Raw genomic sequence first — 26170 nt, 5'->3', positions numbered from 1 at the left:
TCGGCAGGCGGATTATCGCCGAGTCTCAGGTCGTGACGCCTGCTCCTGCGAGCGCCGCCCAGACCCGTTCGGGAGTCAGCGGGAAGTCGTCCATCCAGACGCCGGTGGCGTCGGCCAGTGCCGCGGCCACCGCCGGCGCGTACGGGATGACACCCATCTCGGCCATGCCGCGGGCGCCGAACGGCCCCAGCGGGTCTGCCAGCTCCAGGACCACGCTCTCGGTGGCCACGGGGATGTCGCCGATGCCGGGAATCAGATAGGTGGAAAAGCGGGGGTTCAGCAGGCGGCCGTCCCGGCTGCGCAGGTGCTCGCTGAGCACGTGGCCGTGTGCCTGGGCGACCGCACCCTCGATCTGGCCCACGACGAAGCGGGGGTTGATGGCCCGGCCGACATCGTTGGCGCTGATCACCCGGTCGATGCGGATGTGACCGGTGTCGATGTCGACGGTCAGCTCGACGTGCTGGGCGACGTACCCGTAGGAGAAGTTCGGCGTGCCCTCCCCGGTCTCGGGGTCCAGCTCGGTGGTCGGCGGGGGCGTGAAACGGAAGTGCCCGATGGCCGGCCGGGCTCCCTCGCGCCATGCCTTCTCGGCCTCCTCGGCAGCACCCAGGATCGAATTGCCGGCCATCCACGTCAGGCGGGATGCCGATGCCGATCCCGAGTCCCCCGATGTCCCGGTGTCGCTGAAGCGACCCACGACCCTGGACGGATCGACCCCGGTCGCCTCGGCGGCCATCTGCAGGAAGGCCGTGTGGGCGCCCTGGCCGACGTCGGCACCGGCGTGGGACAGCTCGACCGATGCTGGGGCCTCGTCGCCGGGTTCGCCGTGCAAGACAATCGTGGCCTCGCAGCGCTCGGGGAAGCCGAACGAGAACCCAACGTTCTTGAACGCGCAGGCGAATCCACGTCCCCGCCGCAGCGATGACCGCCTGCCCGGCAACGACACGAACGGGCTGAACGGCGCTGGCGCCTCGGTGCCGTTGTCGGTGGGGTCCACCGGGCGGGCCGCGGCCTGCGCGCAGGCTTCGATGACCTCGGGCATGGTCACGCCAGCAGGCATCGGTGTGTGAGCGATGCTCGGCGAACCCTCGCGCAGGGTGTTGACACGGCGGATGTCGATGGGGTCCATGCCCAGCGCTTCGGCCAGCTTGTTCACCTGGCACTCCACGGCGAAGGCAGCCTGCGGTGCGCCGAAGCCCCGGAACGCTCCGCCGGGTGTGGCGTTGGTGTACACGACGTGGGTGTCGATGGCGGCGTTGGGCAGCTCGTAGGGCCCGCCGAGGCCCAGGTGCAGGTTCCCCATCACCTTGTTGGAGGTGTAGTTGTAGGCGCCGGCATCCAGCCAGGCCTCAGCCTGCGCGGCGGTGATCCTGCCGTCGCGGTCGGCGCCCCAGCGAGCCCAGATGCGACCTCGGTGCCGCTTGTGATGGCCGACGATGGACTCCTCCCGTGACCACTGCATGGCCACTGGACGGTCGAAGCCGCTCTCGGACAGCCGCAAGGCGGCCAGCGCCAGGACGATCTGCATCGAGGTGTCCTCGCGGCCGCCGAATGCGCCGCCGATGGCGGGATAGCGCACCCGGATGCGCTCCTCGGGCAGGTCGAGTGCGTGGGCGATCTGCTCGCGGTCTTCGTGCACCCATTGGCCCGCTATCTCGACGTTGACGATGCCCTCGGCGTCGACCCACGAGGTGCCCGCTTCGGGCTGCAGATAGGCGTGCTCCTGGTACGGCACTTCGTAGGTGGTCTCCACGACCGCCGCGGCGGCGGCGAAGCCGGCGTCGAGGTCGCCCTTGCGGGTGCGCATCGACTCGTACAGGTTCGACCCGATGCCGTCGTAGGGGTGGACGAGCGGAGCGTCTGGCGCAAGTGCCGTGTCCAGATCAGTCACGACCGGCAGCGCCTCCCACTCGACGTCGATGGCGGCAGCGGCGGCACGCGCTTCATCGAGGCTCTCGGCAACGATCAGCGCAAGGTGATCGGCCTCCCAGCGGGAGACATCGCAGGGCACTGCGCTGCGCCCGCTGTGATCGAGCCCGACGAAGACGGGCTGGTCGAACTTGGTCAGCCCGTACTCGTTGCAGGGCACATCGGCCGAGCCGAACACCGCCACGACGCCTGGGCAGCGCTCGGCAGCGCTCACGTCGAGGCGACGCAGGCGAGCGTGCGGCTGGTCAGTGAACACAGCGAAGGCCCAGAGCGCATCGGCAGGGATGCGGTCGGCGGGATAGCCGGCTAGGCCTGAGACCTTGGCCGGCCCGTCGGCACGCGGCGGCGACTGGCCCAGACCGCCTGCCTGCGGCGACGGCATCTCCAGCTCAATGGCCGCGCCGGGCGCGCCGGGAGCAGCGCCCTCCCTCACGACGCGCCTCCAGCCGTGGTTTCAACCGCCCCTGAGTCGAGCGAGGCAGTTCGCACCGCCTCGATGATCGAGCAGTAGCCGGTGCAGCGGCAGAGGTTGCCCGACAGGCCGACGGTGATCTGCTCTGCGGTGGGCTCTGGAATCTCGTCCAGCAGCGCCACGGCGCTCATCACGAATCCCGGCGTGCAGAACCCGCACTGTGCCCCGCCAGTGTCCACCATGGCTTGCTGGAACGGATGCAGATCGCCGGCGGGCGATGCCACGCCCTCGACGGTCGTGATGTTCGCCCCATTGGCCCGGCCTGCCGGCACCAAGCACGAGAACACCGCCGCACCGTCGAGGTGCACCGTGCAGGCGCCGCACTCGCCCTCCGCGCAGCCCTCCTTGGTGCCCGTCAGGCCGAGGTCGTCGCGCAGCCAGTCCATCAGCGTCTTGCCCGCTGCTCCTGCGGCGGTTCGCTGCTCCCCGTTCACTGTCGCCGATATGACGCCATCACGATCAGCCAGTTCAGTCGACGTTGCCGGCGCACGATCGACGTGCGCTGACAGCGTCAACTGCGGCGGCTCGGACGGCCACCGGTCAGCCTCGGTGCCGCTGTCCAACGCACGCACCGCCCGATCCACCACGACGCCGACAGCGTGCATGCGGTACTCGGCGCTGCCCCGGATGTCGCCGATAGGAGTCGCCGCCCGGCACGCCGCGGCGACGATGTCGGCACTGGCCTCGGCCAGCTCTCGACCTGCGGCCAGCTCAGCCGCCTCGGGCACGGTGACGATGGTGGGTGCCACGCTGCCGAGGGCGACCACGAGCTCAGCCACCCGACCTCCGTCGAGCTCGGCAACCACGGCGGCATGCACCACCGAGATGGCTTGCGCCCGCCGCAAGCCGAGCTTCACGAAGACGCCGCGACGATCAGTGGGCCGATCGTCGCCGTCGAGCGCATCGAAGGCCACTGCCGTGACGATCTCGTCAGGTTCGAGCACGGTCTGGCGGAAGCCGGCACAGAACTCGACGATCGGCACGGTGCGCTCTCCGCGAACCGATGCCATCGTCACCTCGGCACCCAAGGCAACGAGCGCCGAGATGGTGTCGTTGGCAGGGCTGGCCGTGACGATGTTGCCGACCACCGTGGCCCGGTTGCGCAGCGGCGGCGAGCCCACCTCGAGGCACGCTTGGGCCAACGGCAGACCGGCCGTCAGCATCGGCGCCGAAGCGATGACCCCGGCATGGGTGACGAGCGGCCCCAGCGTGACGCGGCCGCCTTCGTAGGAGATCTGATCGAGGCCGTCCAGTGTCGAGATGTCGACGAGCAGTTCGATGCCCGATCGGGCGCCCCTCGCGAGCTCAAGCATCAGGTCGGTGCCGCCGGCGACCAGCCGCGCTGCGGTGCCGTACGACGACAGCAGCTCAGCCGCCTCGCCGAGCGAGGCCGGGGCCACATAGCGGCTTGGCAGCGGGACTGCCCGCTGCACTTCGTGAAGCTCGAACATCCGGCATACAAGGGTGTCAGATGGCCGGCCCGTCAGCGACCCCCTGCCCGAGTTGATGGCGCTGCACCTTGCCGAGCGCGTTGCGGGGCAAGGCCGCGATCCGGTAGGTGCGGCGGGGTCGCTTGTAGTACGCGAGTCGCTCGCCGACAAAGTCCTTGAGTTCGTCGTCGCCGAAGTCGCGCTCAGCGACGACAAAGGCAACCACCGCCTCACCCCACTCGGGGTCGGGTTCGCTACCGACAGCGCACTCGATGACCTCCGGATGGGATGAGATGACTTCCTCGACCTCGCGGGGGTACACGTTGAAGCCGCCGCAGATGATGAGCTCCTTGGCCCGGCCCACGATGCGCAGGTAGCCGCCGTCCCACTCGCCCAGATCGCCGGTGCGGAACCAACCGTCGTCGAACGACTCCGCGTTGGCGTCAGGTCGTTCCCAGTAGCCCGAGAACACATTGGGGCCCCGCACCAGGATCTCCGCAGCACCATCGTCGACTGCTGGGCCACGCTCGTCATCGTCGGCGTCGAGCGCATCGAGACGGATGTCCACGCCCGGCAATGGGAAGCCCACCGTGCCGGCTCGTCTCGGCCCGTCGTGCGGATTCGACACCAGCATGACCGTCTCGGTCATGCCGTAGCGCTCGATGACGTGCTGACCGCTCGCCTGCCGCACGGCATCGTGCAGCTCAGCGGGCATCGGTGCCGAACCCGACACGCACAGCCGCAGCGCCGACAGCTCGGCTGCCCGCGGCGAGGCCACCAGCCGGGAGTACATGGTCGGCACGCCGAAGAACAGCGTGGCTCGGTGCCCCAGAGTCCCGTCAAGATCAGTGATCGCGTCGAATACGGCGTCAGGATCGAACGTCGGCTGCAGCACCGCCCGCGACCCGACGGTCAGTGTTCCGTGGAGTCCCACACCGAGGCCATGCATGTGGAACAGCGGCAGCGTCAGCACCAGCACGTCGTCGGCCGTCCACCGCCAAGCCAGCTCCAGCGCCCGCACCGACGCCAGCAGGTTTGCATGAGACAGCACTGCACCCTTGGGACGCCCGGTCGTGCCGGAGGTGTAACCGATGAGCGCCGGCTCGTCGGCCGAGCGCCGGCGAGCCTGCTCGGCGAAGTCGAGAGTGCCAGCGGCACTGCTGCCACCGTCGCCAGCGCCTAGTTCGGCAGCATCGAACGTGTCGATCAGCACCGCCGGATCCGCAGCGGTGATCCACTGCTTCCACTCGTCAGGACTGCCGACACCTTCGATCAGCGCCGCCGCCGGACGGCAGTCCACCACGACATTGCGAACCTCGTCGGCGCGGTAGGCACCGTTCAGTGGGACCACCACCGCTCCGATCCCCAGCAGCGCCGTATGCGCAGCAACGAGTCGGGCCGACGACGGACCGCTCATCAGCACGCGATCGCCGGAGCTCACCCCGGCTGCGGCCAGCCGCCGAGCTACCTGCTGCGCAAGCTCGAGCAGTTGGGCACCGGTCACCCACCCCGCCTGGGCGTCCCAGACAACCGCCCGCTGCGGATCAACCGTCCAGCGATCCAGCCACACCGCAGGCAGCGTGCCGCCCGCCGACAAGTCGACATCGCCGGCGCTGAGGCCGGCCGGCAGGTGCCGGTGCCAATCCGACGCTTGGCTCGAGACGGCCACGAGCACCCCCAACGGGATTCGAACCCGTGCCGCCACCTTGAGAGGGTGGTGTCCTTGGCCGCTAGACGATGGGGGCTGGTTGAGATGCGGGGAGCCAGCATAGCCACGGCCCCCGAGTCGACCCCTAGCTTCTGTCGACCGGCGGCCAGATCTCGGTATCGGGATGCAGGCCGTACCAGGCGAACCAGAACGACTGTGACGACACGATGCGCGGCAGCCGGAGATCGATGCCGAGCTGACGGTCAATGCCGCTGACGTGCAGTTCATCGTGCTGCACTCCCTCAGGTGCCACCTCGACTGAGGCGCCGTGACGCCAGGCTGCGGCCGGTACCCCTCCCACATCAGCTGCGCTGTAGACCCGGGCACCCCCCTGGTTCGGCACGATCACCAGCGGCTCGCCACCGAGCACGTAGACGAACGGGTCCAGGCCTTCCAGTGCTGCCAGCCCCAGCGCCAAGGCATGGTCGTTGCGGTCGACCGTGACGACCTCCTCCTTCAGCTCGAACACGTCGGGCGTCTCAAAGGTCGGGAACCACAGATCTTCGCTGGAGTAGTACGAGCGGTACGCCGCGCCTGGCGTGTAGTCGTACGCGATCGGCGGCCGCTCGGGCAGCTCGGGGAAGAACGTCGGCGGGGGTGTGTCCAGCGTGAACGTGCCGGGGTGATCGGCCAGCCAGTCCGACCAGCGCGCCGTGGCCACCGGGAACTGCTCGAGCTTCGTGCCAGCCAGCGGACCGGCGAACGCCGTGCCCGAGAGGTGGTTCCACAGGCTCTCGGTTTCGTTGTCGATCATGATCTTGTTCGAGTCCATCAGCAGTCCTGATGTCTGGAACGTGAGCACATCGCCGTTCGGAAGACGCCGGTCGAACATCAGCGCCGTCAGGCACAGTGTGCAGTAGCCGAGCGCCACCGGTACGCCGCCGACAACGTCATTGGCAAGCTCATGACGCGCCAGGAAGCGGACCGGATAGGCCCCGGCTTCCCCGCCGATCACGAAGCCCAGCACCAGCTCGTCATCGGTCATGAAATCGGCCTCAGCCGGGGTCAGCCGCTCGGGGTTGTTCAGCTCCGGTATCCCGCCGCGGCGCACGCCGCCCCACTGGATGGCCCCGAGCGTCACCCGGTCGGTGACCTGAGCCAGTATCTCGTCGTACTCGTAGGCGACGTAGGCGTACAGCACCCGCTTGTACTCCTCGTAGCCCTCGCCTGGATCGATGCCGTACGTGCGATACCACGAGCCGTACCGGACGTAGTCGGTGTTGAAATCGCCAGAGCTCTCGACGCCGGTGATGGTCTCGAGCGCGCGCATCGAAGTCGCATTCACGTTCCGCGTCCCGCCGAAACGCATGATGTCCAGGATCCACGGAACCCACCGCTGTTCGCCGCTCAGACCCATCTCGCCGGCGATATTCGCTGCGAACGCAGTGTTCGGCAGCTCCAGGAACTCGTCGATCTTCTCCAGCAGCGTCAGCTCCAGGAACGGCCGCCCGTCCTCGGTGCCGGGAAAGAACGGCTGGGTCGTCGGCGTCGGCGCTTCGGAGGGTGTGGTGTCGGGTGGCCCCATGCCGTCGTCGGCGGCCCCGGAGGCCGCTGCGCTGTTCGCCGGATCCGTCGCGAGGGCTGACGAGGTCGCGGGTGCCTCAGTCGGGGCGGAGCCCTCGTCCTCTCCCGACGAGGTCGAGCACGCGGCGGCAAGCACACTCACTGCCGCGACTGCACAAATCAGCCTTCGCATACGGCGGCCGAGCCTATGGCAGGCCCCTGCTGCGCCATGGTCAGGCTGGTTGGGCTAGAACGGCAAGCGTGAGCGGCCGCTGCGGCGGCACCACGAAGGGGGAATCCGATGGACAACGGTGCCAGCAACGGTGCGATACCTGACAACCCGGCGGGCTACGTCTGCCTGACCTTCGATTTCGACGGACCGTCGCTGTGGATCGCCCGGCGCCAGACCACACCAACGCCGATCTCACGTGGCGAATTCGGCGCTGTGGCCGTACCGCGGATCCTGAAGCTCCTGGCGCGCCACGACATTCCGTGCACCTTCTTCATCCCCGGCCACTCGATCGACACCTATCCCGATGCCGCCAAGATGGTCGTCGACGCCGGCTGCGAGGTGGGGCTGCACGGCTACGCCCATGAGTACAACCCCCGGCTCAGCGAGGACGAAGAGCGCGCCATCCTCGAGCGGACCTATACGCAGATCGAATCGCTGACCGGTGCTCCCCCGAAGGGCTACCGGGCGCCGTCAGGCGACATCAATCCGTGGACCATCGACCTGCTGATGGAATACGGGCTCAGCTACGACTCGTCACTGATGGGCCATGACTACGCGCCGTACTGGCTGCGCACCGGCGACCAGTTCCCGCTGGACGGACCCATGGAGTTCGGCGAGCAGGTGGACCTTGTCGAGCTGCCGTTCAGCTGGCACCTCGACGACTACGTGCACCTCGAATTCGTGACGTTCAAGAACACGATCCTGACCGGCCTCGAGAACCCCGGCACCATGTTCGACACGTTCCTGTCGGATGTGAAGTGGATGACCAGCGAGGTGCAGCACGGGGTGTGCACGGTCACGTTCCACCCCCAGGCCATCGGCCGGGGCGGTCGCCTGTACGAGATGGAGCGCTGGATCTCCCAGATGACTGATCTCGGCGTAAGCTACACCCGCATGTGCGACGTAGCCGAGGCGTGGCGGGCCGGACGCCAACTGGGCATCGAGTGAAGGAAGCGGCCGGCTGGCGCGTCTGAGGCGCCGCTAGCCATCGATGCCGTCAATGCCGTCCAGCATGCGGCTGATCAGCATCTTCTGGACTTCGGACGTGCCCTCGTAGATCTGGTACACCCGCACGTCGCGGTAGATCTTCTCCACCGGGTAGTCGTTCAGGTAGCCGTACCCGCCGTGAATCTGGATGGCCTTCGACGCCACCCGCTCGGCCATCTCAGCGGCGAACAGCTTCGCCATCGATGCCTCCCTGGCGCAGTCCAGACCCTGATCGCGCATCTGGGCTGCGTGCAGGTAGAGCTGGCGTCCCGCCTCGACCTGGGTGGCCATGTCGGCAAGCGTGAACGAGATTGCCTGATGCTCGAAGATCGGACGTCCGAACGCTTCTCGCTCCTGGGCATAGGAATGGCCGGCGTTCAGCGCCGCCCGCGCCCCGCCAACGGCCTGTGCAGCGGCTGCGATCCGGCCCAATGAGAGATTCCCCAAGGCGATGCCGAGTCCCCTTCCGGGCTCGCCGAGCACATCACTGACCGGCACGCGCATGTCCTCGAACACGACCTGGCAGGTGTCGTTGGTGCGATGTCCCAGCTTGGTCTCTTTGGCGATCACCTGGTAGCCGGGGTTGTCCGTCGGCGTGATGAAGGTAGTGATGCCCCGCTTGCCGGCATCCGGATCGGTGACGGCCACAATCATCGCCACACCCGCGCTGGCACCGGCCGTGATGAACGCCTTGTGCCCCGTCAACACGTACTCGTCGCCGTCACGGGTGGCTCGGGTGCGAATGGCGGCTGCATCTGAGCCGGTGTGGGGCTCGGTGAGGTGTATGGAGCCGAGCCACTCCCCGCTGGTGAGCTTGGTGAGATAGTCGCGCCGTTGCCGATCTGTGCCGGATTGCTGAATCGCCATGGCGACTGGCGAGTTGTTCGCCGCCATCATGTTGCTGATCCCACCGTCGGCAGCCGAGATCTCCTCGATGGCCAGCGCGTACGACACGAAATCGGCACCCGCGCCGCCCCATTGCGGGTCGATCATCACCCCCATGAGTCCGACATCGGCCATCTTCTGGTAGAGCTCGCGCGGCGTTCCCCCAGCTCGGTCCCATTCAGCGGCGAACGGAGCTATCTCGCGCTGTGCGAAGGCTCTTGCCACCTCGCGGATCTGCTGCTGCTCCTCGGTCAATTGCACGACTCGCTCCTCGCACTCGGCCGCCGCGATCGGGGCCCGGCACCGCTGTGCAGCGGCGACTTAGGGTACCGAAATGCAGAATTCTGATTCCGGAGATCGCCTCTCTGAGGCCGGATTCGATTTGGACCAGGTGGACCGCCTGCTCACCACGACGAGGGCCGTGCGCAAGCGCCTGGATTTCGACCGTTGGGTCAGCGACGAACTCATCTTCGAGTGCATCGACTTAGCGGAGCAGGCACCCACTGGCGGCAACGATGCGAGCCGCCGGTGGATGGTGATCCGCGACCAAGAACTCAAAGACCGCCTTGGAGAGCTGTACGCCGAGGTGGGCACCATCTTCATCAATGCCCGCGGGCGCCTCGACGGCACTGGACACCCCAAGGAGCACATCGTCAGCTCGAGCGCCTACCTCGTGGAGAACTATGCGAAGGCCCCGGCGCTCGTGATGCTGGCGATCTGGGGCATCCACGACAACACCGGCCGGCCGGGACTGTTCGACAGCGCCATCCCCTCCGCGTGGAGCTTCAACCTGGCTCTGCGTTCCCGGGGCTTGGGCACCGCGTACGCCACGATGCTCAACAACAAATCCGACGAGGTGGCTGAGCTGCTGGGCATGCCGCCGGGTCTCACCACGCTCGTGTGCTTCCCGGTGGCGTACACCAAGGGAACCGACTTCTCGCCGGCGCCCCGCCGTCCGGCGAGCGAGATCACCTACTTCGACCAGTGGGGCTTCACCCGCCAGCGGCCCAGCGCCGACGGCACCGCCCGGGTGGCCGACGGGCAGGGCGTGGTGGCCGAGATCGACACTGACGCCCGACCCCGTGCGGTCTGGGAGGTCATCACCGACATCAGCATGCCGGCGCAGTTCTCCGAGGAATTCCTGGGCGCCGAGTGGACCTCGGAGGGCGATCCCGGCGTGGGCTCGACGTTCCGGGGCCGCAACTCGATCCCCGACGTCTTCGACTGGGAGACCGACTGCATCGTGACCGCCTGGAAGGAACGCTCAGCGTTCGAGTGGCGGGTCACCGATACCGACAATCCCGGAGCGACCTGGCGGTTCGACCTCGCCGAACAGGGCGGCGGCAGCCGGCTGCGGTTTTCGATGCTCATCGGCCAGGAGAACAACGGCACGGTGCCCATGGCACTGCGCGACCCCGCCAAGGAGCAGCGTGTGCTGAACCGGCGCCGGGACGTTCTGCGGGCGAACATGCAGCGAGTGGTCGAGGGCGTCAAGGCCATCGTCGACGGCGATTGACAAGCCGCCCAGCATTCGCTGACTGGCCGCCGAATGCGACACGAACGCGAGAGGGCCGGCGGGCAGATGCCCGCCGGCCCTCTACGTTGACCGTTCGGTCAGCTAGGTGATCAACAGCAGCGCTGCTGATCCCCTAGTGGCAATTGCCTAGCGGCAGCCGCCGTTGTCCTTGTCCCAGGCGCAGTTCGTCGACTTGCCGTTGACGTCCACGACATCGCCGACCTGGGTCCAGGTCTGCTCAGTCGCATTGAACTGGCTGAAGTCCGAGCCCTCAACGAAGTACGCATCGGCGTTGCCGTTGAGCTGCGTGATGATGCCGTCAAGAAGCATCGGGTGGTACATGTCGATCGACCGCACGGCCAGGATGAAGTTTGTCCGGTTCAGGCCGCCCGGCAGATCAGCCGCAATGCGCAGCGCCTCGCCGTAGGGGTAGCCGTAGGTGTAACCGATGGCGTACAGCGACACCGCCGGATCCAAGCCACCTGCCTCGAGGTTGCTGTTGACGAACGACATGAACGGCTCATCGATGAACTTCGGGTCGGTGGAGTCCTTCGACCCACCGCCGATGATCCACCAGCCGTCCGCCGCATCACCGGCGGGCTTCATGTAGGCCTCAATGCCCTTGCACACCGACGGCGTGAACAGCGCGCCGCCCTTGGCGTTGATGTCGTCGTACAGGCCGCTCTGGCCGGCCTCCTGGACTGCCAGCAAGCACGGGTTGCCCGCCGTCATCGAGATGAACACATCAGGCTCGAACGCCAGGATGGTGGTCATCTCGTTGGTCAGCGTCGGCGCAGCCGGGTCGTGACGCACGGGCAGGTACTCGCTCACCACATCGGTGTTGGCCTCAGCCCACTCGTGGAAGCCCAGCTCGTAGGCCAAGCCGAAGTCGTTGTCCATCACCAGGCCGGCAACCTTCACCGGCAGCAGGTCGGGCAGGTTCTCACGGATCCAAGCGCCCCACAGAATCGACTCGGTCGAGTACGACATCTGCATGATGGTGGTCCACGGGTGGTTCACCGGGTCGCCCCAAGCCGGGTGGCCGGTCATCACGAACGGGTGCGGGATGCACTCCTCGTTGATCTTGTCGTACACCGCCAACGTGTTCGGCGAGCCCAGCGTGAGGATCGAGAACACGTTCTCCGCCTCGATCAGCTCGTCTACGAACTCGATCGTCTGGGCGGCCACATAGGCGTCGTCCTTGATGATCAGCGTCAGGTCACGCGGCGAGCCGCCGACCATGATCGGGTCGTTCTCGTTGATCCAGTTGAAGTAGTTCTCCCAGCCGTAGGCGATGTTGCCGTACGCAGCCAGGTTGCCCGACTGAGCCGTGGTGTGACCGATCCGGATCTGCGAGTCGGTGATACCCGTCGTGTCCGACCAGTCGCTCGGGCACGCGCCGATGTCGATGTTGAAGCCAGCGGGTCCGCGCAGGATGCCGTCGTCGCCGACGCCGTACTCGCCCGACTCGATCTTCTCGGTCAGGTCAGCAACGGACTTGGCGCGACGGGCGGCAGCCTCTTCGAAGATGCCTTCGAGGGTGGAGCGATCAAACATCATCTCCTCCTCCTCCATCATCTCCTCTTCGGCCATCTCCTCGTCTTCGTCCTCGCCGGCAACGGCGGCTTCGATGTCTTCCTCGGCCGCAGCACCGCCGAGAGCACCGGTGGCGCCCTCGTCGTCTTCCTCTTCGGCCATCTCCTCCTCGTCCATCGCCTCGTCTTCGCTCGGCGCGGCCGTGGTCTCGGTTTCTGTCTCGCCAGCGTCGGCATCTGCGTCGTCATCGCCGCCGCCGCATGCAGCGGCTACGAGCGAGAACGCGAAGAGCAGAGCTAGCAAGCGCCACATTCGACGCTTCGTCATGTTGTGTCTCCCCAATTGGTTGCAAAAGCACGAACCGGCAGCGGAATCGCACAGATGCCTCAGCCGGTCTACCGAGACGCTAGTTCCCGTCTCACGGCTGGTCACCGGGCGGGTATGTCAATTCTGCAACGATTTCGATTCTGCAATCTGTGTCGCAACGCGGCAGGGCCGGCGGGCAACTGCCCGCCGGCCCCGTCGCACTGATCCGAGGATCAGCTCACTTCAGTCAGACGCAGCGAACACAACCGCAGCGTCTGATGTGAAGGCTGCCTATCGACAGCCTCCATGCCCGATACGGAGCCTGCCTATCGGCAGCCTCCGTTGTCCTTGTCCCAAGCGCAGTTGGTGGACCGGCCGTTGACATCCACGATGTCGCCGATGATGTTCCATGTCTGCGCACCCGCATCGAACTGGCTGAAGTCGGAGCCCTCGATGAAGTACGCATCTGCAGAACCGTTGAGCTGAGCGTTGATGCCGTCCAGCGCCTGCGGGTGGTACATGTCAATCGAACGCACCGCCAGGATGAAGTTCGTGCGGTTCAGGCCGCCCGGCAGGTCAGCCGCGATGCGCAGCGCCTCGCCGTACGGGTAGCCGAACATGTAGCCGGTGGCGTACAGCGACACCGCCGGATCCAAGCCCGCTTCGACAAGGTTGTCATTGACGAACGCGATGAACGGCTCATCAACGTACTTCGGGTCGGTGGAATCCTTGATGCCGCCGCCGACAATCCACCAGTTGTTGGCGTAGTCGCCGGCAGGCTTCATGTACGCCTCGATGGCCTTGCACACCGACGGCGTGAACAGCGCGCCGCCCTTGGCGTTGATGTCGTCGTACAGGCCGCTCTGGCCGGCCTCCTGGATGGCCAGCAAGCACGGGTTGCCCGCCGTCATCGAGATGAACACATCAGGCTCGAACGCCGCGATGGTGGTCATCTCGTTGGTCAGCGTCGGCGCGGCCGGGTCATGACGGACCGGCAGGTACTCGCTCACCACATCGGTGTTGGCCTCAGCCCACTCGTGGAAGCCCAGCTCGTAGGCCAAGCCGAAGTCGTTGTCCATCACCAGGCCGGCGACCTTCACCGGCAGCAGATCAGACAGGTTCTCGCGGATCCACGCGCCCCACAGAATCGACTCAGTCGAGTACGACATCTGCAGGCCCGTGGTCCATGGGTGGTTCACCGGGTCGCCCCAGGCCGGGTGGCCAGTCATGACGAATGGCTGCGGGATGCACTCCTCGTTGAGCTTGTCGTACACCGCCAACGTGTTCGGCGAGCCCAGCGTGAGGATCGAGAACACGTTCTCCGCCTCGATCAACTCGTCCACGAACTCGATCGTCTGGGCGGCCACGTAGCCGTCATCCTTGACAATCAACGTCAGGTCACGCGGGGAGCCGCCGACCATGATCGGATCGTTGGCGTTCATCCAGTCGAAGTAGTTCTCCCAGCCGTCGGCGATGACGCCGTACGCAGCCAAGTTGCCCGACTGAGCGGTGGTGTGGCCGATCCGGACCTGCGAGTCGGTGATGCCCGTCGTGCTCGACCAGTCCGAGGGGCACTCGTTCATGTCGATCTCGAAGCCCGCGGGGCCGCGCAGGATGCCGTCGTCGCTGACGCCGTATTCGCCGGCCTCCATCTTCTCGGTCAGTTCCGCAACGGTCTTGGCACGGCGAGCGGCGGCCTCATCGAAGATGCCCTGGAGGGTGGAGCGATCAAACATCATCTCCTCCTCTTCGGCCATCTCCTCTTCGGCCATCTCCTCGTCGTCGTCCTCGCCGGCGACGGCTGCCTCGATGTCCTCCTCGGCCGCAGCACCGCCGAGAGCCCCGGTAGCGCCCTCGTCGTCATCCTCTTCGGCCATCTCCTCGTCCATCGCCTCGTCCTCGCTGGCCGCGGCAGTGGTCTCGGTCTCTGTCTCGCTGGCGCCGGCGTCGTCCGCGTCGTCATCGCCGCCGCACGCAGCAGCGACGAGCGAGAACGCGAACAACAACGCCAGCAAGCGCCACATTCGACGCTTGATCATGTCGTTTCTCCCTGTAGGTGAAAGTGAGACGCCGGCTCCCCCAGTCGATTGCTTACGAACCGGCGCGTTACGAAATTAGTTCCGCCCTGTCGGGCGATGTCGAGCTCGGGCGTGTCAATTCCGCAACGATCTCACGCCCGCGCTCCGTGTCGATCTGCCCGGGGCGCCTGATCTTCCTGACGGCGGTTGAACATGCCGACGAGGCCACGCGGGAATACGAACGTCAGTGCCACCAGCAGCGCGCCGAACACGAACTGCTCCTCGTCGAGCAGGCGCAGGAACTCCCCGAGCGGACCCAGCCCGCTCACGTCGCCGAGCAGTTCGCCGATCCTCGAGAAGACTTCCCGGATAGCGACGCCGAGCACGGAGCCCCACAGTGAGCCCAAGCCGCCGAGCACAGCGGTGGCATACAGCACCAGCGACTCCTGGAACGGGTACGACTCCTGTGAGGCGAACGGCACCAGCACGACGCCGAGCGCTCCCGCGAGTCCGGCCAGCGACGCACTCACCGCGAACGTGCTGACCCTGGACGCCACCAGGTTCACCCCGTACACGGCCGAAGCCGTGTCGTTGTCGCGCACCGCACGCATGGCACGACCGGGCCGGCTATTGATGATGTTGTGCGTCAGCCACATCGCCAGCCCCACCACCACCAGGCAGATCAGGTAGTGGTACAGCCCTTCGGCCCAGCGACTGGTGCCGAACCACGACGGCGGCACCAGTTCGGCGCCGACCGCCCTGCCGCTGACGCCGCCGGAGAACGCCGGCACCCGCTTGGCGAGCGGCTGGAACACGATGGCCAGCCCAAGCGTCACCAGCGCGAGGTGGATGCCCTTGATGCGAAGGGCGGGCAGACCGACCAGTGCGCCGATGACGCCGGCGAAGGCTGCTCCGGCCAGGATGGAGAGGGCCCACGGCAGCGCCAGGTCGTCGACAGCGTAGGCAGCCGCGAACGCGCCGACGGCCACGAAGACTCCGTGGCCGAGGCTGATCATGCCGCCGTAGCCCGTGGCGACGTTGACGCCCAGCACCGCGAGGACCATGACGATGATCTGGGTGTTCTGCCGCAGTTCGGTTACCGAGCTGGTGAGCGGCATCGCCACCAGCCACACACCGAGCAACACAGCACCGATCCAGCTCAGCGGGCCGATCCGCCTGCGGGGCCGCTCGAGATGATCCGCGCCGCCAGCGTTGAGGACCGCTGTGCCGGCGCCGGAAGCGGCTGGCGGGCCGCTGCGCACGCTGGGCCCTCCCCCGGACGGCTCGGCGCCCAGCATCGCAGTCTCGGACGGTTCGTCAGCTCCGGGCAGCGATGCAGTCTCAGACGGCTCGTCAGCTCCGGGCGGGGCGAAGACTGCGAACACGCTGGCTTCTGTACCCGGGTCGTCATCGTCGCCTGGGCGCGGCATCGGCGAGGGCCAGTTGTCGTCGCTCACACCCGCTCGATCCGCTGAGTGCCGAACAGGCCGGCCGGGCGAACGATCAGCACTACGACCATGGCGACTAGGGCTGGCAGCACGCTGAGCTCGAAGCCGATGAACGGCACATAGGCCGGGATCAACGTCTGGCTGAGACCGATGACCACACCGCCGACCAACGCTCCCTTGGGCGAATCCAGTCCGCCGAGCGTCGCTGCGGCGAAGGCGTACACCAGTACCCGCACCATCATGGTCGGCTCGAGGAGCACCGAATTGGCGCTCATATTGGCTGCGATGGCCCCGAGCCCCGCTGCCAGCGCCCAGCCGTACATCAGCGTCGGACCCACGCGAATGCCGTTCAACGCGGCCGATTCCGAATCAATCGACACGGCGCGGAAGGCCAGACCGGCCCTCGTGTAGCGCAGCAGCAGAGCAAGCACGGTGAGGAGCGCGAACAGCACAAGCCATGCCCCGACCGTGGAGAAACGCAAACGGGCGCCTGCGATGTCGATGTGGTCGCCAGGAGACGACGGGAAGATCGGCGGGAAGACACGCGGACCGGTCCCCCACCATTGGCCCATCAACGAGTTCAGCGCCAGCAGGATGCCAATCGTCACGTTGACAAGCGCTAGCTCCGGTGCGTTTCGTAACGGCCGGATCAGTACGCGTTCGGTCGCTGCGCCGGCCGCGATGCCGATGACAACCGCACCTCCGATCGCTAGCGGCGTCACCAGCGGGGCCCCGATCCACGACGCCAGCCCGCCACCGGTGACGCCGGGTGCCGCACCGGCGAGCAGCACGAAGGCGACGTAGGCAGAGAAGGTGGCCATCTCGCCTTGGGCGAAGTTCAGCAGCCCAGTGGATCGAAAGATGATGACCAATGCCAGCGCCAGCGAGGAGTAGATGGCGCTGTTGAACAGCGCATCGAAGATTCGCTGCAGCAGCAACGACCAGTCGAAGCCGACGAAGGCGAAGTCCATTGCGGCCGCTCAGCCCTCAGCAGTGCATGTCACGCTTCTGCGCTCCAGCGCAGGCGCAGGGCGCCGTGATGCGCCGCGCTACATCTACGCAGAGGCGCCGACGTCTTCAGGCGCTGGCTCGGGAGCCGTTTCGGCCTTCTCCTCGGAGAAGACGAAGTAGCGCAGGCCGACGAAGATCGTCACCAATATGACGATGACGCTCAGCACCAGCGACAGCATGCTCTGCGTCGGCCAGCCGATGAGCCAGAAGCCCACCGATGTCTCGGAGGCATCGATGGCATCGGATGCCACGTTGCACAGCTCGCTGACCGACATATCGCTGATCTCACCCGAGGGCGAGGTGCCGCAGAACTCGCCGGGCGTGCCAACGAAGTCCTTCGCTTTCGCCGCCTCATTGACGAGCGGGATTGCGGGCACCGTCTTGCCATCGGGGTTCACTGCGATCGCTTCTCGGGCCAAGTGACCCACATGGTGAGCCCGCAGCGCGATGTTCAGGGCAAACGTCTGGATGTAGGCGAAGCTCAGCACGCCGAGGATGCCCGCTGTCTTGGCCTGCGAGCTCACCGCAGCGGCGTTCTCGCCGCGCCGGCCCGCTTTCGCCGCCCGGAGCTCGTTCATCGAGACGAATACGACGATCGGAGCGAGCACCACGATGGCGAAGCGCAATGCGAAGGCGAGCGTGCCGACGATGAGGTTGTCGACGTTCATCAGCACCCAGCCGATCACCAGCAGCACTGGGCCGGCGACGGCGAATCTCATTGCCCACGAGGCTCGCGTCGAGGACGGGCCGGGGTCGAGGCTCGCGAGCGGCGTGATGGGGTCGCCGGCTGGCGTCAGCGGGACCACCTGGATGATCCTCTTCTGTATCGCCGTCACCATCGAGGCGATGCCACCGGGAGCGAAGAAGGTGAACAGGATGAGAATGAGGCCGAAGATGGCAGCGGAAAGCGGGCCATCGCCGTCGAGCGTGTAGAAGCCCAGCGGGATCGAGATCCTCTTGGTGAGATCTCGCACCCATACCACGAACAGACCGCCGAATATCGAGCCCTGCAACGTGCCGACACCGCCGATCACCAAGCCGATGATGAGGTCGACTGCCAGCAGGAAGGTGAAGTCCTGGCCGGCCACGAAGCCTTTGTCGAGGCACCACATGAGGCCCGCCAGTGAGCCCAGCGAGGCGCTGAGCGCGAAATTCACGGTCTTGTAGAGCGGCAGGTTGACGCCGTACACCGCGGCGCCTGCCTCGCTGTCGCGGATCGCCAGAACCGCCCGGCCAGGCCGGCTGGTCATGATGTTGCGGACCAGGGCAATGACGATCACCGTCATCAGCAGCAGGATCCAGTAGCGATACGCATTCGCGCCCCGCGCACCGTCGACACCGGGCAGCCACTCGAAGAAGCTGGAGAAGCCGCTTTCCTGCCGATCGACTTCCTCGATGACGTCCCGGCCGTTCGGGCCGCCGGTACGACGTGCGATACCGAGTTCGTCGATGTTCACCAGCGTCGGGAAGACCGCCGCTTGGGCGATGGTGACCAAGGCTAGGTAGAGACCTCGTACCCGCAGCGCCGGCAGGCCCACGATGATTCCGATGGCAAATCCGACGATCACCACGACCGGGATGACCATCCAGAAGTCCCAGAGCTCGTCCTGGACCATCGACGCGGCAACGAACGCGCCGATGCCCATGAACGCCGAATGCCCCAGCGCGAGCATGCCGTTGAAGCCCACGACCAGGTTGACCGCCAGCACGGCAACCATGAGGACCAATGCGCGGTTCATCTTGCCGATCTCGAACGGCTGCAGGACCAGCGGCACCAGGATCGCCAGCGCCAAGGCGTAGCCCCAGCTCAAGAACCGCCACTGGCGATGCTGTGTGCTGCCCCTGGAAACGATGAGCAGTGGTGAACTCATACCTCAGCAACTCCCCTTGGGTAGTTGAGCTAGACGCGCTCGATGCGGCGGGTTCCGAAGAGACCCGCTGGACGGAACAACAGCACGATCAAGATCAGCAGGAACGCCGTCGCCAGCTGCAAGATCGAGAAGTAGGCCTGGCCGAGCACGACCACGCCGAACCATGAGACCAGTACCGACTTGATGAGCCCCACGACCAGGCCGCCGATGACGGCGCCGCCGAGGCTGTCGAGCCCGCCGAGCGCGGCGCCAGCCAGGGCGTAGATCAGGATCGTCAGCATCATGTTGGGGTTGACGCCGCCCAGCGCCGGCGCCACCAAGGCAGCGGAGAGCGTGCCGAACACCGAGGCCAGCGCCCAGCCGAATCCCAGCGTGCGTCCGGTGTTGACGCCGACCAGCCGGGCTGACTCGGTGTTGGAGGACACCGCACGGAAGGCCAGACCCGCCTTCGTTTTGCCCAAGATGATCGCGAGTGCGATCAGCGCGAGGGCGAGTGCGATCCACGTGCCGATGGTGCGGTAGTGGAGGCGTGCCCCGATGACCTCAAAGAAGGTGCGGCCGACCATCTCGCACATCTCGGCGCCGGCAGTGCCGGGCGCCACCTCGGCGAGATTGCCGTCTGCATTCGTCATGCAGGCGATCGTGCCGTCGCTCGATGTCTTGAGCTCGCTGCCGTTCGGCACCCAGCTGGGGAATTGGCCGAACGGGTCGTTGACACGCCGGACCTGGTAGTTCCAGATATCGCCGGCGACGGCGTTGATGATCAAGAACAAGCCCAACGTGATCAACACAACCGGCAGGTGGTCGGCCGGGTCGAAGGGTCTGACGAGTGCTCGCTCGACGGCCGCGCCGATCCCGGCGCTGATGAGCATCGCGATCGCGATCGAGAGCCAGAGCCACAGGCCCTGCTCGATGTTGAGTACATAGACGAAGAAGGCGCCGAGCATCGCCAACTCACCGGTGGCGAAGTTGATCAGCGTGGTGGCCTTGAAGATCAGCACCAGCGCCAACGCGGCAGCGGCGTACACGGCGCCGTCACGTAGCCCGTTGAAAATGAAATCCGGGAGGATCTCGAAGTTCCAGTTCACGGTGTGCCCCCGTACCTATGAATCACGCGCCCAAGTACGCTTCCTGCACTGCAGGATCGTTCTTGAGCTGATCGGCCCGTCCATGCAGAGCGATCTCGCCGCTCTCAATCACGTACCCGTAGTCGGCCATGTCCAGTGCCAGATTGGCGTTCTGCTCGACGAGCAGCATTGTCAACCCGGTTTCCTTGTTCAGTTGGGCGAAGCGCTCGAAGAGGTCTTCGATGATGAGCGGCGCCAAGCCCAGCGAGGGCTCGTCGAGCAGCAGCAGCCTCGGCCGGCACATCAGCGCCCGGGCGACGGCAAGCATCTGCTGCTCGCCGCCCGAGAGCGAGCCGGCGAGCTGATCGCGGCGCTCTTCGAGCCGGGGGAAGATCTCGAACCAGCGGTCGACGTCGGCGCCGACCTCGTTGTCCTTGCGGGTGTAGGCGCCGATCTTGAGATTGTCCATCACCGAGAGCTCGGGGAAGGTGCCCCGGCCCTGGGGCACGTGGGCGACGCCTCGCCGCACGATGTCGGCGGTCTTGGCACGGGAGATGTCGTCGCCTTCCATCGTGACCGTGCCGGTCGTGGTGCACATGTTGCATAGCGCCCGCAGAGTGGTGGTCTTGCCGGCGCCGTTGGCGCCCAGAATCACCACCACGTTTCCATCGGGCACTTCGAAATCGAGCCCGCGGAGCACCTCGACGGCGCCGTAGCGCGCGTGGAGGTCCTCGACCTTCAGCATCATGTCTGTCATGAGGAACTCCCCAGGTACGCCTCGATGACCTCCGGGTCGTTGCGCACGACATCGGGGTGACCATCGGCGATCTTGCGGCCGAAGTTGAGCACCACCAGGTGCTCGCTGATGTTGAGCACCATGCGCATGTGGTGCTCCACCAGCAGAACCGACAGGTTGTGCCTGTCGCGGATGTCCTTGACATCTTGAGCGAGCGAGTCGACCTCTTGGTGCGTCAGGCCCGACGCCGGCTCGTCCAGCATGATGAGACGCGGGTTGGAGATGAGGGCCCGGGCAAGCTCAATGCGCTTCATGGTTCCGAAGGGCAAGCCGGCCGCTGGGTGGTACGCATACTGCTCAAGGCCGAGCTCCTCGAGCGCTTCCCAAGCCCTGCGCCTCAGGTCCTTCTCTTCGTTGCGGGTGCCGAAGCGGAACGCAGCAGTGAAGAAGTTGGCCTTCGTGTTGGTGTGGTCGCCCACCATCACATTCTCGATCACGGTCATGCCGCGCCACAGGGCCAGGTTCTGGAATGTGCGGTAGACGCCGACGCGGCTGATCTGGTGAGCGGGCATGGCCAGCAGATCGTGCCCGTCGAATGTCACCGAGCCGGTCGTCGGGTCGTAGATCCGGCTGACCACGTTGAACAGCGTGGTCTTGCCCGCACCGTTCGGGCCGATGAGACCGAGGATCTGTCCCTCGTCCAGAGTGAACGACAAATCGTCGAGCGCACGGATACCGCCGAACTGCACGGAGATGTCTTGGACTTCGAGCAACGCCACGCGCTGAACCCCCTCCGGTCCTCGCCGATCAGGTGACCGGCCGCAGGCAAGTTATCAGGTCGATCCAGCAGCGTGAGTTTCCGCGTGGAGCCTCTCGCGGGCCGGGCCAGCGGGTGATGCTAGGACACAAATCGACGGATGGTGCAAATCGTGGCGGGGACGCCGAGGACGTGGATGTTTGGCGACCGCTGCCAGCGCCCGATGCGTGGGGAAGTGCCGCCGATCACCTGGTTCGGGGAGGAGGACTCGAACCCCCAATGACTGGACCAGAACCAGTTGTGTTGCCAATTACACCATCCCCGAGGGCGGGGACAGGCTAGCGCTGCGGCTCTTTCAGTGGCCCTGATTATTCCCCGGAGTCTGCTGCGCCTGCGAGCTCCGCCAGCGCGGCGTCGAGGCGCGCGAGCGTGGCATCGCGGCCGAGCAGCGCGAGCGATTCGAACAGCGGGGGGCCGACGGCGCGGCCCGTGGTGGCGACGCGAACCGGGGCTTGCGCCTTGCCCAGCTTCAAGCCGAAGCTCTCGGAGATCGCGCGCAGCTCGGCGTGCAGCGTCGCGGCGTTCCAGTCGGCCGCGGCGAACGCGGTGCGCGCGCGATGGAGGATGTCGCTTGCCGGTGCCGCCATCGCGGTGGCCCAGTCGTCAGGCTCGATCCGGGGTTCAGCGAAGAGGAAGGCGATGCGGTCGGGAGCGTCGCCGAGCAGGCGGGTGCGCTCGCGGATGAGCGGTGCGACCGTGCTCAGACTGGCTGCATCGAGATCGGCGCCCCAGGGTTCCGCGCGTACCCACGGCCCGATGGCAGCGGCGAAGCCGGCATCGTCGAGCGCCCGCACGTAGGTGCCGTTGATCGCGGTGAGCTTGTCCATGTCGAACATGGCAGGCGCCGCATTGACGTCAGCAAGATCAAACAGCTCAACGATCTCGCTGAGCGGCCGCACCTCGACGTCATCGGGGGGTCCCCACCCCAGCAGTGCCAGGTAGTTCACCATTGCATCGGGCAGCACGCCCTGGTCTCGATAGCTGATGAGCGACACGTCGTCGCGCCGCTTGGAGAGCTTCTTTCGTTGCTTGTTGACGATGAGCGGCAAGTGGGCGAACGTCGGCATCTCGGTCGCGTCGAGCGCAGCCCGCAGCAGCACCACCTTCGGCGTCGTGTTCAGCAGGTCTTCGCCTCGCACGACGTGCGTGATGCCCAGATCGAGATCGTCGACGGCGTTCGCGACGAAGAAGGTCGCGCTGCCGTCGCTGCGCCGGACCACGAAATCGTCGATCGACGCATTCGGGAACTCGACGCGGCCCCGCACGATGTCGTCGAAGGCCGTCACGCCGTCGTCGGGAACGGCGAACCGCACCGCCCCGTCGTCGACATAGGCACGTCCCTCGTCGAGCCAACGATCGACAGCGGCGTCGTAGAGGGCGCCGCGCTGGCTCTGGAAGACGGGGTCGCCGTCGAAGTCCAGCCCGAGCCATTCGAGCGTCTCCAGGATCTGACTGATGTGTGCGGTTGTGGCGAGTTCCGCGTTGGTGTCCTCGATGCGCAGCACCATCTCCCCGCCGCAGCGGCGGGCATACAGCCAGTTGAACAGCGCCGTGCGCGCCGTGCCCAGGTGCGGCAGCCCGGTGGGGGCAGGAGCGAAACGCAGCCGAGGTGCGCCGCTCAGCACTGACCGGTGCTGCAGTTCGGGCCTGCGTTTCCCATCAAATCAGGCGAATCGACCCAGCGGCCCACGGGCCTGCCTGCCATCGCCAGCAGTCGTTGCAGCGGCGGGGTGGACAGGTCGACCGGGAGCACCTCGAGCCCTGGCCAGACCGTGACGGCAGGGGCTGCAGCGAGTATGCGATCCACGAGGAGCTCGTCGAGGCCCGCACCGGCACTGATGGCCTGCTGCAGGTCGTATCCCAGCACGGTCAGCTCGGTGACGCGCGTCCACAGCAGGTCGCGCAGCCTTGGGCTGAATCCAGCGCCCGCATCCAGGCTGGCTGCCATCGAAAGCACCGTGCGGACGCTCTCGACGACTGGCTGCGTGGGATCGGGGCGATCTTTCGCACCCGTGCCGAAGCCCAAGCCGATGCCGCCTGCGGGCGTCGGGATGCGTACCTGCGGCGGCGCTGGCTGACCGCCCATCTCGGCGGCTGCAGCGAGATTGCCGTTGACGGCTCGCTCCAGCAGGTCGGCCACGGTGTAGTCGCTCAGCGGCGGGGCCAAACCCATGCCCATGTGCTCCCATGCGGGCAACCGCATCCTGGCGGCGAAGTCGGTGCACGCTCGGCGATGCAGCCGCAGGAGCTCGCGGTCGGGCTGCATCGCGGCGGTCGCACCGGGCGACGACGCGATCTCTTGGGCGATCGTCGGGGCGTTCGTCATCTGGGCCATGGGTTTCTCAGTCTCGCGTCAAGGACAGGGGATCTGCTTCATACCGACGCCTGATCGCCGATGGCGCGAGGGCGAGCACTTCGGTCGGGACACGGGCCACCAGCTCGCGGACATGTGTGTAGTGGTGTGCCTCCGCAGCGCCCTCGAACAGCGGCGTGCGGCGTGCGACCAGCTCCGCCGGCGGGTGCTGGTCGAGGAAGCCAAAGGCCAGGTACCCCGCCTCGAGGTCCCACACCACCGGCGCACGTCCGAAGATCGACGCACGCTTGAGCGCTACGGCCACACAGCCGGCGTCGACGTCGTCACGATCCTCGTTCTCGGTGAGGTACACCCGGTCGTCGAAGAGATGGATCAGGCCGTAGGCGTAGCCCTGGTCAGGGCCTTGGTGTCCGCGCAGCGCACCGGTGGGCTGACCGCCGGCCAGATCGCCGGGACGGGCGGCTTTCCAGCTTCGGGGCGTCACTTCAGGCGAGGAATAGGAACGCACGACCGAGAGCGGTTCGACCCGGACGTGTCGCGGCGCAGCCATTGCCGCGCAGCCTAGAGGCTGAGCCGATAGGCGAAGCCGTGGCCCGAGCGGCCCGTGAGCAAAGCGAACAAGAGCGGGAGATATGGGTTCGAGGCAGAAAGCCAGGACGTTGCGACCGAGGCTGGCGCCGGCGCCGCAGGCTGCTACTGGCTCGGGCTGTCGTCCAAGCGATGACGCATGAGCGCATAGATGACCGAATCGCGCAGTGCAAGCCAGGAGGACTCGATGATGTTCTCCGAGACGCCGATGGTGGTCCAGGTGGTCTCGCCGTCGGTGGAGTCGATGAGCACCCTCGTGACCGCTTCGGTGCCCCGGTCGGCATCCAGCACCCGGACCTTGTAGTCGGTCAGGCGTACCGCATCGAGTTCCGGGTAGTCGTCCCGCACGGCTTGGCGGAAGGCATTGTCGAGCGCGTTGACCGGTCCGTCGCCCTCGCCGACCGTCACCCGCCGGTCACCGCCGACGACGATGCGCAGCGTCGCCTCCGTGTCGAACTCGGCCTCCCGGCCGCGCTCCACCAGCACCTTGAATGACTCGACGTTGAAGAATTCGAAGGTCTGGCCCGCAGCCCGGCGCAGCAGCATTTCCAGCGACGCATCGGCCACTTCGAAGTGATAGCCGGCGTGCTCGAGCCGCTTCAGCTCGTCGACCACGTCGGCCATCGCGGCCTTGTCGATCTCGATGCCGAGCTCGGCCGCCTTCAGCTCCACCGACGCCCGTCCCGACAGATCGCCGAGCAGGAAGCGTGTGCTGTTGCCGACTGCCGCCGGGTCGACATGCTCGTAGCTGTCGGGGCGGCGCGCGATGGCGCTGGTGTGCAGGCCCGCCTTGTGAGCGAACGCCGAGGCGCCCACGTACGGCTGCTGGTTCTGAGGCGGCATATTCACCAGTTCGGCCACATGATGCGCCACTGAGGTGAAGCGTGACAGGCACTCGCGAGGCACGGTCTCGATGCCCATCTTGAGCGTCAGGTTCGGAACCAGCACAGTGTTGTCGCAGTTGCCGGTGCGCTCCCCGTAGCCGTTGACGGTTCCCTGCACATGGGTGGCGCCGGCAACAACACCCGCGACGGCATTGGCGACGGCGCAGCCGGTGTCGTTCTGGGTGTGCATGCCTACCTGAATGCCGTCGAAGTGGACGACCACCTCGCGCACGATCGTCTCCACCTCATGGGGCAGCGAACCGCCATTGGTGTCGCACAGCACCAGGCAGTCGGCGCCGTTGACGGCCGCTGCTTCGAGCACCTGCAGCGCGAACTCCGGATTGCGCTTGTAGCCGTCGAAGAAATGCTCCGCATCGAAGAAGACGCGCAGCCCCTCCCCCTTGAGGAACTCGACGGAGTCGCCGACCATGGCGACCCCTTCGCTGAGCGGCTGCCGGAGCGCTTCGGTGACGTGGTAGTCCCACGACTTGCCCACGATGCACACCGTGGAGGTGCCGGCCGCGACGAGGGCTGCCAAAGTCTGGTCGTCGTCGACGCGGCCGCGGGGCCTGCGCGTGGAGCCGAAGGCCACCAGCGTGGCGTGCTGGAGCTGCAGCTCCGCGGCCGCTCGGGTGAAGAACTCCTCGTCCTTGGGATTCGATCCGGGCCAGCCGCCTTCGATCCAGTGGATGCCGAGCGCATCGAGCTGGCGGGCCACTTTGAGCTTGTCGTCGGGCGACACCGAGATGCCCTCGAACTGGACGCCATCGCGCAGCGTCGTGTCGAAGATCTCGACTCGCTCTGGCCAGGCAGGATCACGCTCGCCCTCACGGATGAGCGGAGCCGATGATCCGGGTTCAGCGTCGGTGTCGCCGGCGCCTGCCGAGTTCGCCGCTTGCGTGCTCATGCCGA

At 66.6% G+C, this 26170-nt stretch carries 19 protein-coding genes and 2 tRNA genes; 2 read left to right on the top strand and 19 right to left on the bottom strand.

The window, feature by feature from the left end; translation table 11 throughout:
- Positions 1 to 25: 25 nt before the first annotated feature.
- The 5 genes from ACOGI5_RS08540 to ACOGI5_RS08520 all read right to left on the bottom strand — a co-directional run bounded on the left by ACOGI5_RS08540 (position 26) and on the right by ACOGI5_RS08520 (position 7205).
- Positions 26 to 2362, bottom strand: coding sequence for a xanthine dehydrogenase family protein molybdopterin-binding subunit (locus tag ACOGI5_RS08540; protein ID WP_419863998.1), 2337 nt, complete (start codon positions 2360 to 2362; stop codon positions 26 to 28).
- On the bottom strand, positions 2359 to 3852 hold the full coding sequence (locus ACOGI5_RS08535; RefSeq protein WP_419863997.1) for an FAD binding domain-containing protein: 1494 nt from the start codon (positions 3850 to 3852) through the stop codon (positions 2359 to 2361). Before ACOGI5_RS08535 ends, ACOGI5_RS08540 begins: the two co-directional genes overlap by 4 nt.
- A 16-nt stretch (positions 3853 to 3868) precedes the next feature.
- A complete protein-coding gene (locus tag ACOGI5_RS08530; protein ID WP_419863996.1) occupies positions 3869 to 5536 on the bottom strand; it encodes a class I adenylate-forming enzyme family protein in 1668 nt (555 codons plus the stop codon).
- A tRNA-Glu gene (locus ACOGI5_RS08525) sits at positions 5504 to 5576 on the bottom strand. Before ACOGI5_RS08525 ends, ACOGI5_RS08530 begins: the two co-directional genes overlap by 33 nt.
- Before the next feature lie 48 nt (positions 5577 to 5624).
- The gene (locus tag ACOGI5_RS08520) at positions 5625 to 7205 is read right to left on the bottom strand and encodes a DUF3179 domain-containing (seleno)protein (protein ID WP_419863995.1); all 1581 of its coding nucleotides are present in this window, start codon (positions 7203 to 7205) and stop codon (positions 5625 to 5627) included.
- A 138-nt stretch (positions 7206 to 7343) separates the two neighbouring features.
- Here ACOGI5_RS08520 and ACOGI5_RS08515 point away from each other — a divergent pair, with 138 nt between their 5' ends.
- Positions 7344 to 8222 carry a polysaccharide deacetylase family protein gene (locus ACOGI5_RS08515; RefSeq protein WP_419863994.1) on the top strand — a complete coding sequence of 293 codons (879 nt, stop codon included), beginning with the start codon at positions 7344 to 7346 and terminating at the stop codon, positions 8220 to 8222.
- 33 nt (positions 8223 to 8255) lie between these two features.
- Here the strand turns inward: ACOGI5_RS08515 and ACOGI5_RS08510 are convergent, their stop codons facing one another.
- Positions 8256 to 9407 carry an acyl-CoA dehydrogenase family protein gene (locus ACOGI5_RS08510; RefSeq protein ID WP_419863993.1) on the bottom strand — a complete coding sequence of 384 codons (1152 nt, stop codon included), beginning with the start codon at positions 9405 to 9407 and terminating at the stop codon, positions 8256 to 8258.
- Between the two features lie 73 nt (positions 9408 to 9480).
- On the opposite strand from ACOGI5_RS08510, the gene ACOGI5_RS08505 reads away from it, so the two are divergent.
- Entirely contained in the window at positions 9481 to 10662 is a 1182-nt protein-coding gene (locus tag ACOGI5_RS08505) for a nitroreductase family protein (protein WP_419863992.1), read from the top strand.
- 147 nt (positions 10663 to 10809) lie between these two features.
- Here ACOGI5_RS08505 and ACOGI5_RS08500 read toward each other — a convergent pair whose 3' ends face one another.
- The 13 genes from ACOGI5_RS08500 to cimA all read right to left on the bottom strand — a co-directional run bounded on the left by ACOGI5_RS08500 (position 10810) and on the right by cimA (position 26165).
- Positions 10810 to 12525, bottom strand: a complete 1716-nt coding sequence (locus tag ACOGI5_RS08500) for an ABC transporter substrate-binding protein (RefSeq protein WP_419863991.1) — start codon at positions 12523 to 12525, stop codon at positions 10810 to 10812.
- A gap of 305 nt (positions 12526 to 12830) precedes the next feature.
- Positions 12831 to 14543 carry an ABC transporter substrate-binding protein gene (locus tag ACOGI5_RS08495; RefSeq protein WP_419863990.1) on the bottom strand — a complete coding sequence of 571 codons (1713 nt, stop codon included), beginning with the start codon at positions 14541 to 14543 and terminating at the stop codon, positions 12831 to 12833.
- Positions 14544 to 14674: 131 nt separating this feature from the next.
- Entirely contained in the window at positions 14675 to 15979 is a 1305-nt protein-coding gene (locus ACOGI5_RS08490) for a branched-chain amino acid ABC transporter permease (protein WP_419863989.1), read from the bottom strand.
- A complete protein-coding gene (locus ACOGI5_RS08485) occupies positions 15976 to 16941 on the bottom strand; it encodes a branched-chain amino acid ABC transporter permease (protein WP_419863988.1) in 966 nt (321 codons plus the stop codon). The genes ACOGI5_RS08490 and ACOGI5_RS08485 overlap by 4 nt, the downstream gene beginning before the upstream one ends.
- A gap of 84 nt (positions 16942 to 17025) precedes the next feature.
- Positions 17026 to 18852, bottom strand: coding sequence for a branched-chain amino acid ABC transporter permease (locus ACOGI5_RS08480; RefSeq protein ID WP_419863987.1), 1827 nt, complete (start codon positions 18850 to 18852; stop codon positions 17026 to 17028).
- A gap of 29 nt (positions 18853 to 18881) precedes the next feature.
- Positions 18882 to 19940, bottom strand: coding sequence for a branched-chain amino acid ABC transporter permease (locus tag ACOGI5_RS08475; protein WP_419863986.1), 1059 nt, complete (start codon positions 19938 to 19940; stop codon positions 18882 to 18884).
- A gap of 22 nt (positions 19941 to 19962) precedes the next feature.
- Positions 19963 to 20676, bottom strand: a complete 714-nt coding sequence (locus ACOGI5_RS08470; RefSeq protein WP_419863985.1) for an ABC transporter ATP-binding protein — start codon at positions 20674 to 20676, stop codon at positions 19963 to 19965.
- Complete coding sequence (locus ACOGI5_RS08465) at positions 20673 to 21434, bottom strand: ABC transporter ATP-binding protein (protein WP_419863984.1); 762 nt, start codon at positions 21432 to 21434, stop codon at positions 20673 to 20675. The genes ACOGI5_RS08470 and ACOGI5_RS08465 overlap by 4 nt, the downstream gene beginning before the upstream one ends.
- Positions 21435 to 21662: 228 nt before the next feature.
- Positions 21663 to 21737: transfer RNA gene (locus ACOGI5_RS08460), tRNA-Gln, on the bottom strand.
- A 43-nt stretch (positions 21738 to 21780) separates the two neighbouring features.
- Positions 21781 to 23097, bottom strand: a complete 1317-nt coding sequence (locus ACOGI5_RS08455) for a glutamate--tRNA ligase (RefSeq protein WP_419863983.1) — start codon at positions 23095 to 23097, stop codon at positions 21781 to 21783.
- Positions 23091 to 23807 carry a hypothetical protein gene (locus ACOGI5_RS08450; protein WP_419863982.1) on the bottom strand — a complete coding sequence of 239 codons (717 nt, stop codon included), beginning with the start codon at positions 23805 to 23807 and terminating at the stop codon, positions 23091 to 23093. Before ACOGI5_RS08450 ends, ACOGI5_RS08455 begins: the two co-directional genes overlap by 7 nt.
- A 7-nt stretch (positions 23808 to 23814) precedes the next feature.
- Positions 23815 to 24336 carry a hypothetical protein gene (locus ACOGI5_RS08445; protein ID WP_419863981.1) on the bottom strand — a complete coding sequence of 174 codons (522 nt, stop codon included), beginning with the start codon at positions 24334 to 24336 and terminating at the stop codon, positions 23815 to 23817.
- A gap of 143 nt (positions 24337 to 24479) precedes the next feature.
- The gene (gene cimA / locus ACOGI5_RS08440) at positions 24480 to 26165 is read right to left on the bottom strand and encodes a citramalate synthase (RefSeq protein ID WP_419863980.1); all 1686 of its coding nucleotides are present in this window, start codon (positions 26163 to 26165) and stop codon (positions 24480 to 24482) included.
- Positions 26166 to 26170: the final 5 nt, after the last annotated feature.

The sequence above is a fragment of the Candidatus Poriferisodalis sp. genome, assembly GCF_965208925.1.
Lineage (GTDB): Bacteria > Actinomycetota > Acidimicrobiia > Acidimicrobiales > Poriferisodalaceae > Poriferisodalis.
Note: the sequence above shows the minus strand (reverse complement) of the source record. Positions and strands in the feature narration are given on the sequence as shown.

Bases quoted from the DNA above. Each gene is read 5' to 3' on its own strand.
- ACOGI5_RS08495 (WP_419863990.1), bottom strand. From the start codon at position 14,543: ATGATCAAGCGTCGAATGTGGCGCTTGCTGGCGTTGTTGTTCGCGTTC.
- ACOGI5_RS08505 (WP_419863992.1), top strand. From the start codon at position 9,481: ATGCAGAATTCTGATTCCGGAGATCGCCTCTCTGAGGCCGGATTCGAT.
- ACOGI5_RS08480 (WP_419863987.1), bottom strand. From the start codon at position 18,852: ATGAGTTCACCACTGCTCATCGTTTCCAGGGGCAGCACACAGCATCGC.
- ACOGI5_RS08515 (WP_419863994.1), top strand. From the start codon at position 7,344: ATGGACAACGGTGCCAGCAACGGTGCGATACCTGACAACCCGGCGGGC.
- cimA (WP_419863980.1), bottom strand. From the start codon at position 26,165: ATGAGCACGCAAGCGGCGAACTCGGCAGGCGCCGGCGACACCGACGCT.
- ACOGI5_RS08500 (WP_419863991.1), bottom strand. From the start codon at position 12,525: ATGACGAAGCGTCGAATGTGGCGCTTGCTAGCTCTGCTCTTCGCGTTC.
- ACOGI5_RS08485 (WP_419863988.1), bottom strand. From the start codon at position 16,941: ATGGACTTCGCCTTCGTCGGCTTCGACTGGTCGTTGCTGCTGCAGCGA.
- ACOGI5_RS08470 (WP_419863985.1), bottom strand. From the start codon at position 20,676: ATGACAGACATGATGCTGAAGGTCGAGGACCTCCACGCGCGCTACGGC.
- ACOGI5_RS08535 (WP_419863997.1), bottom strand. From the start codon at position 3,852: ATGTTCGAGCTTCACGAAGTGCAGCGGGCAGTCCCGCTGCCAAGCCGC.
- ACOGI5_RS08450 (WP_419863982.1), bottom strand. From the start codon at position 23,807: ATGGCCCAGATGACGAACGCCCCGACGATCGCCCAAGAGATCGCGTCG.
- ACOGI5_RS08445 (WP_419863981.1), bottom strand. From the start codon at position 24,336: ATGGCTGCGCCGCGACACGTCCGGGTCGAACCGCTCTCGGTCGTGCGT.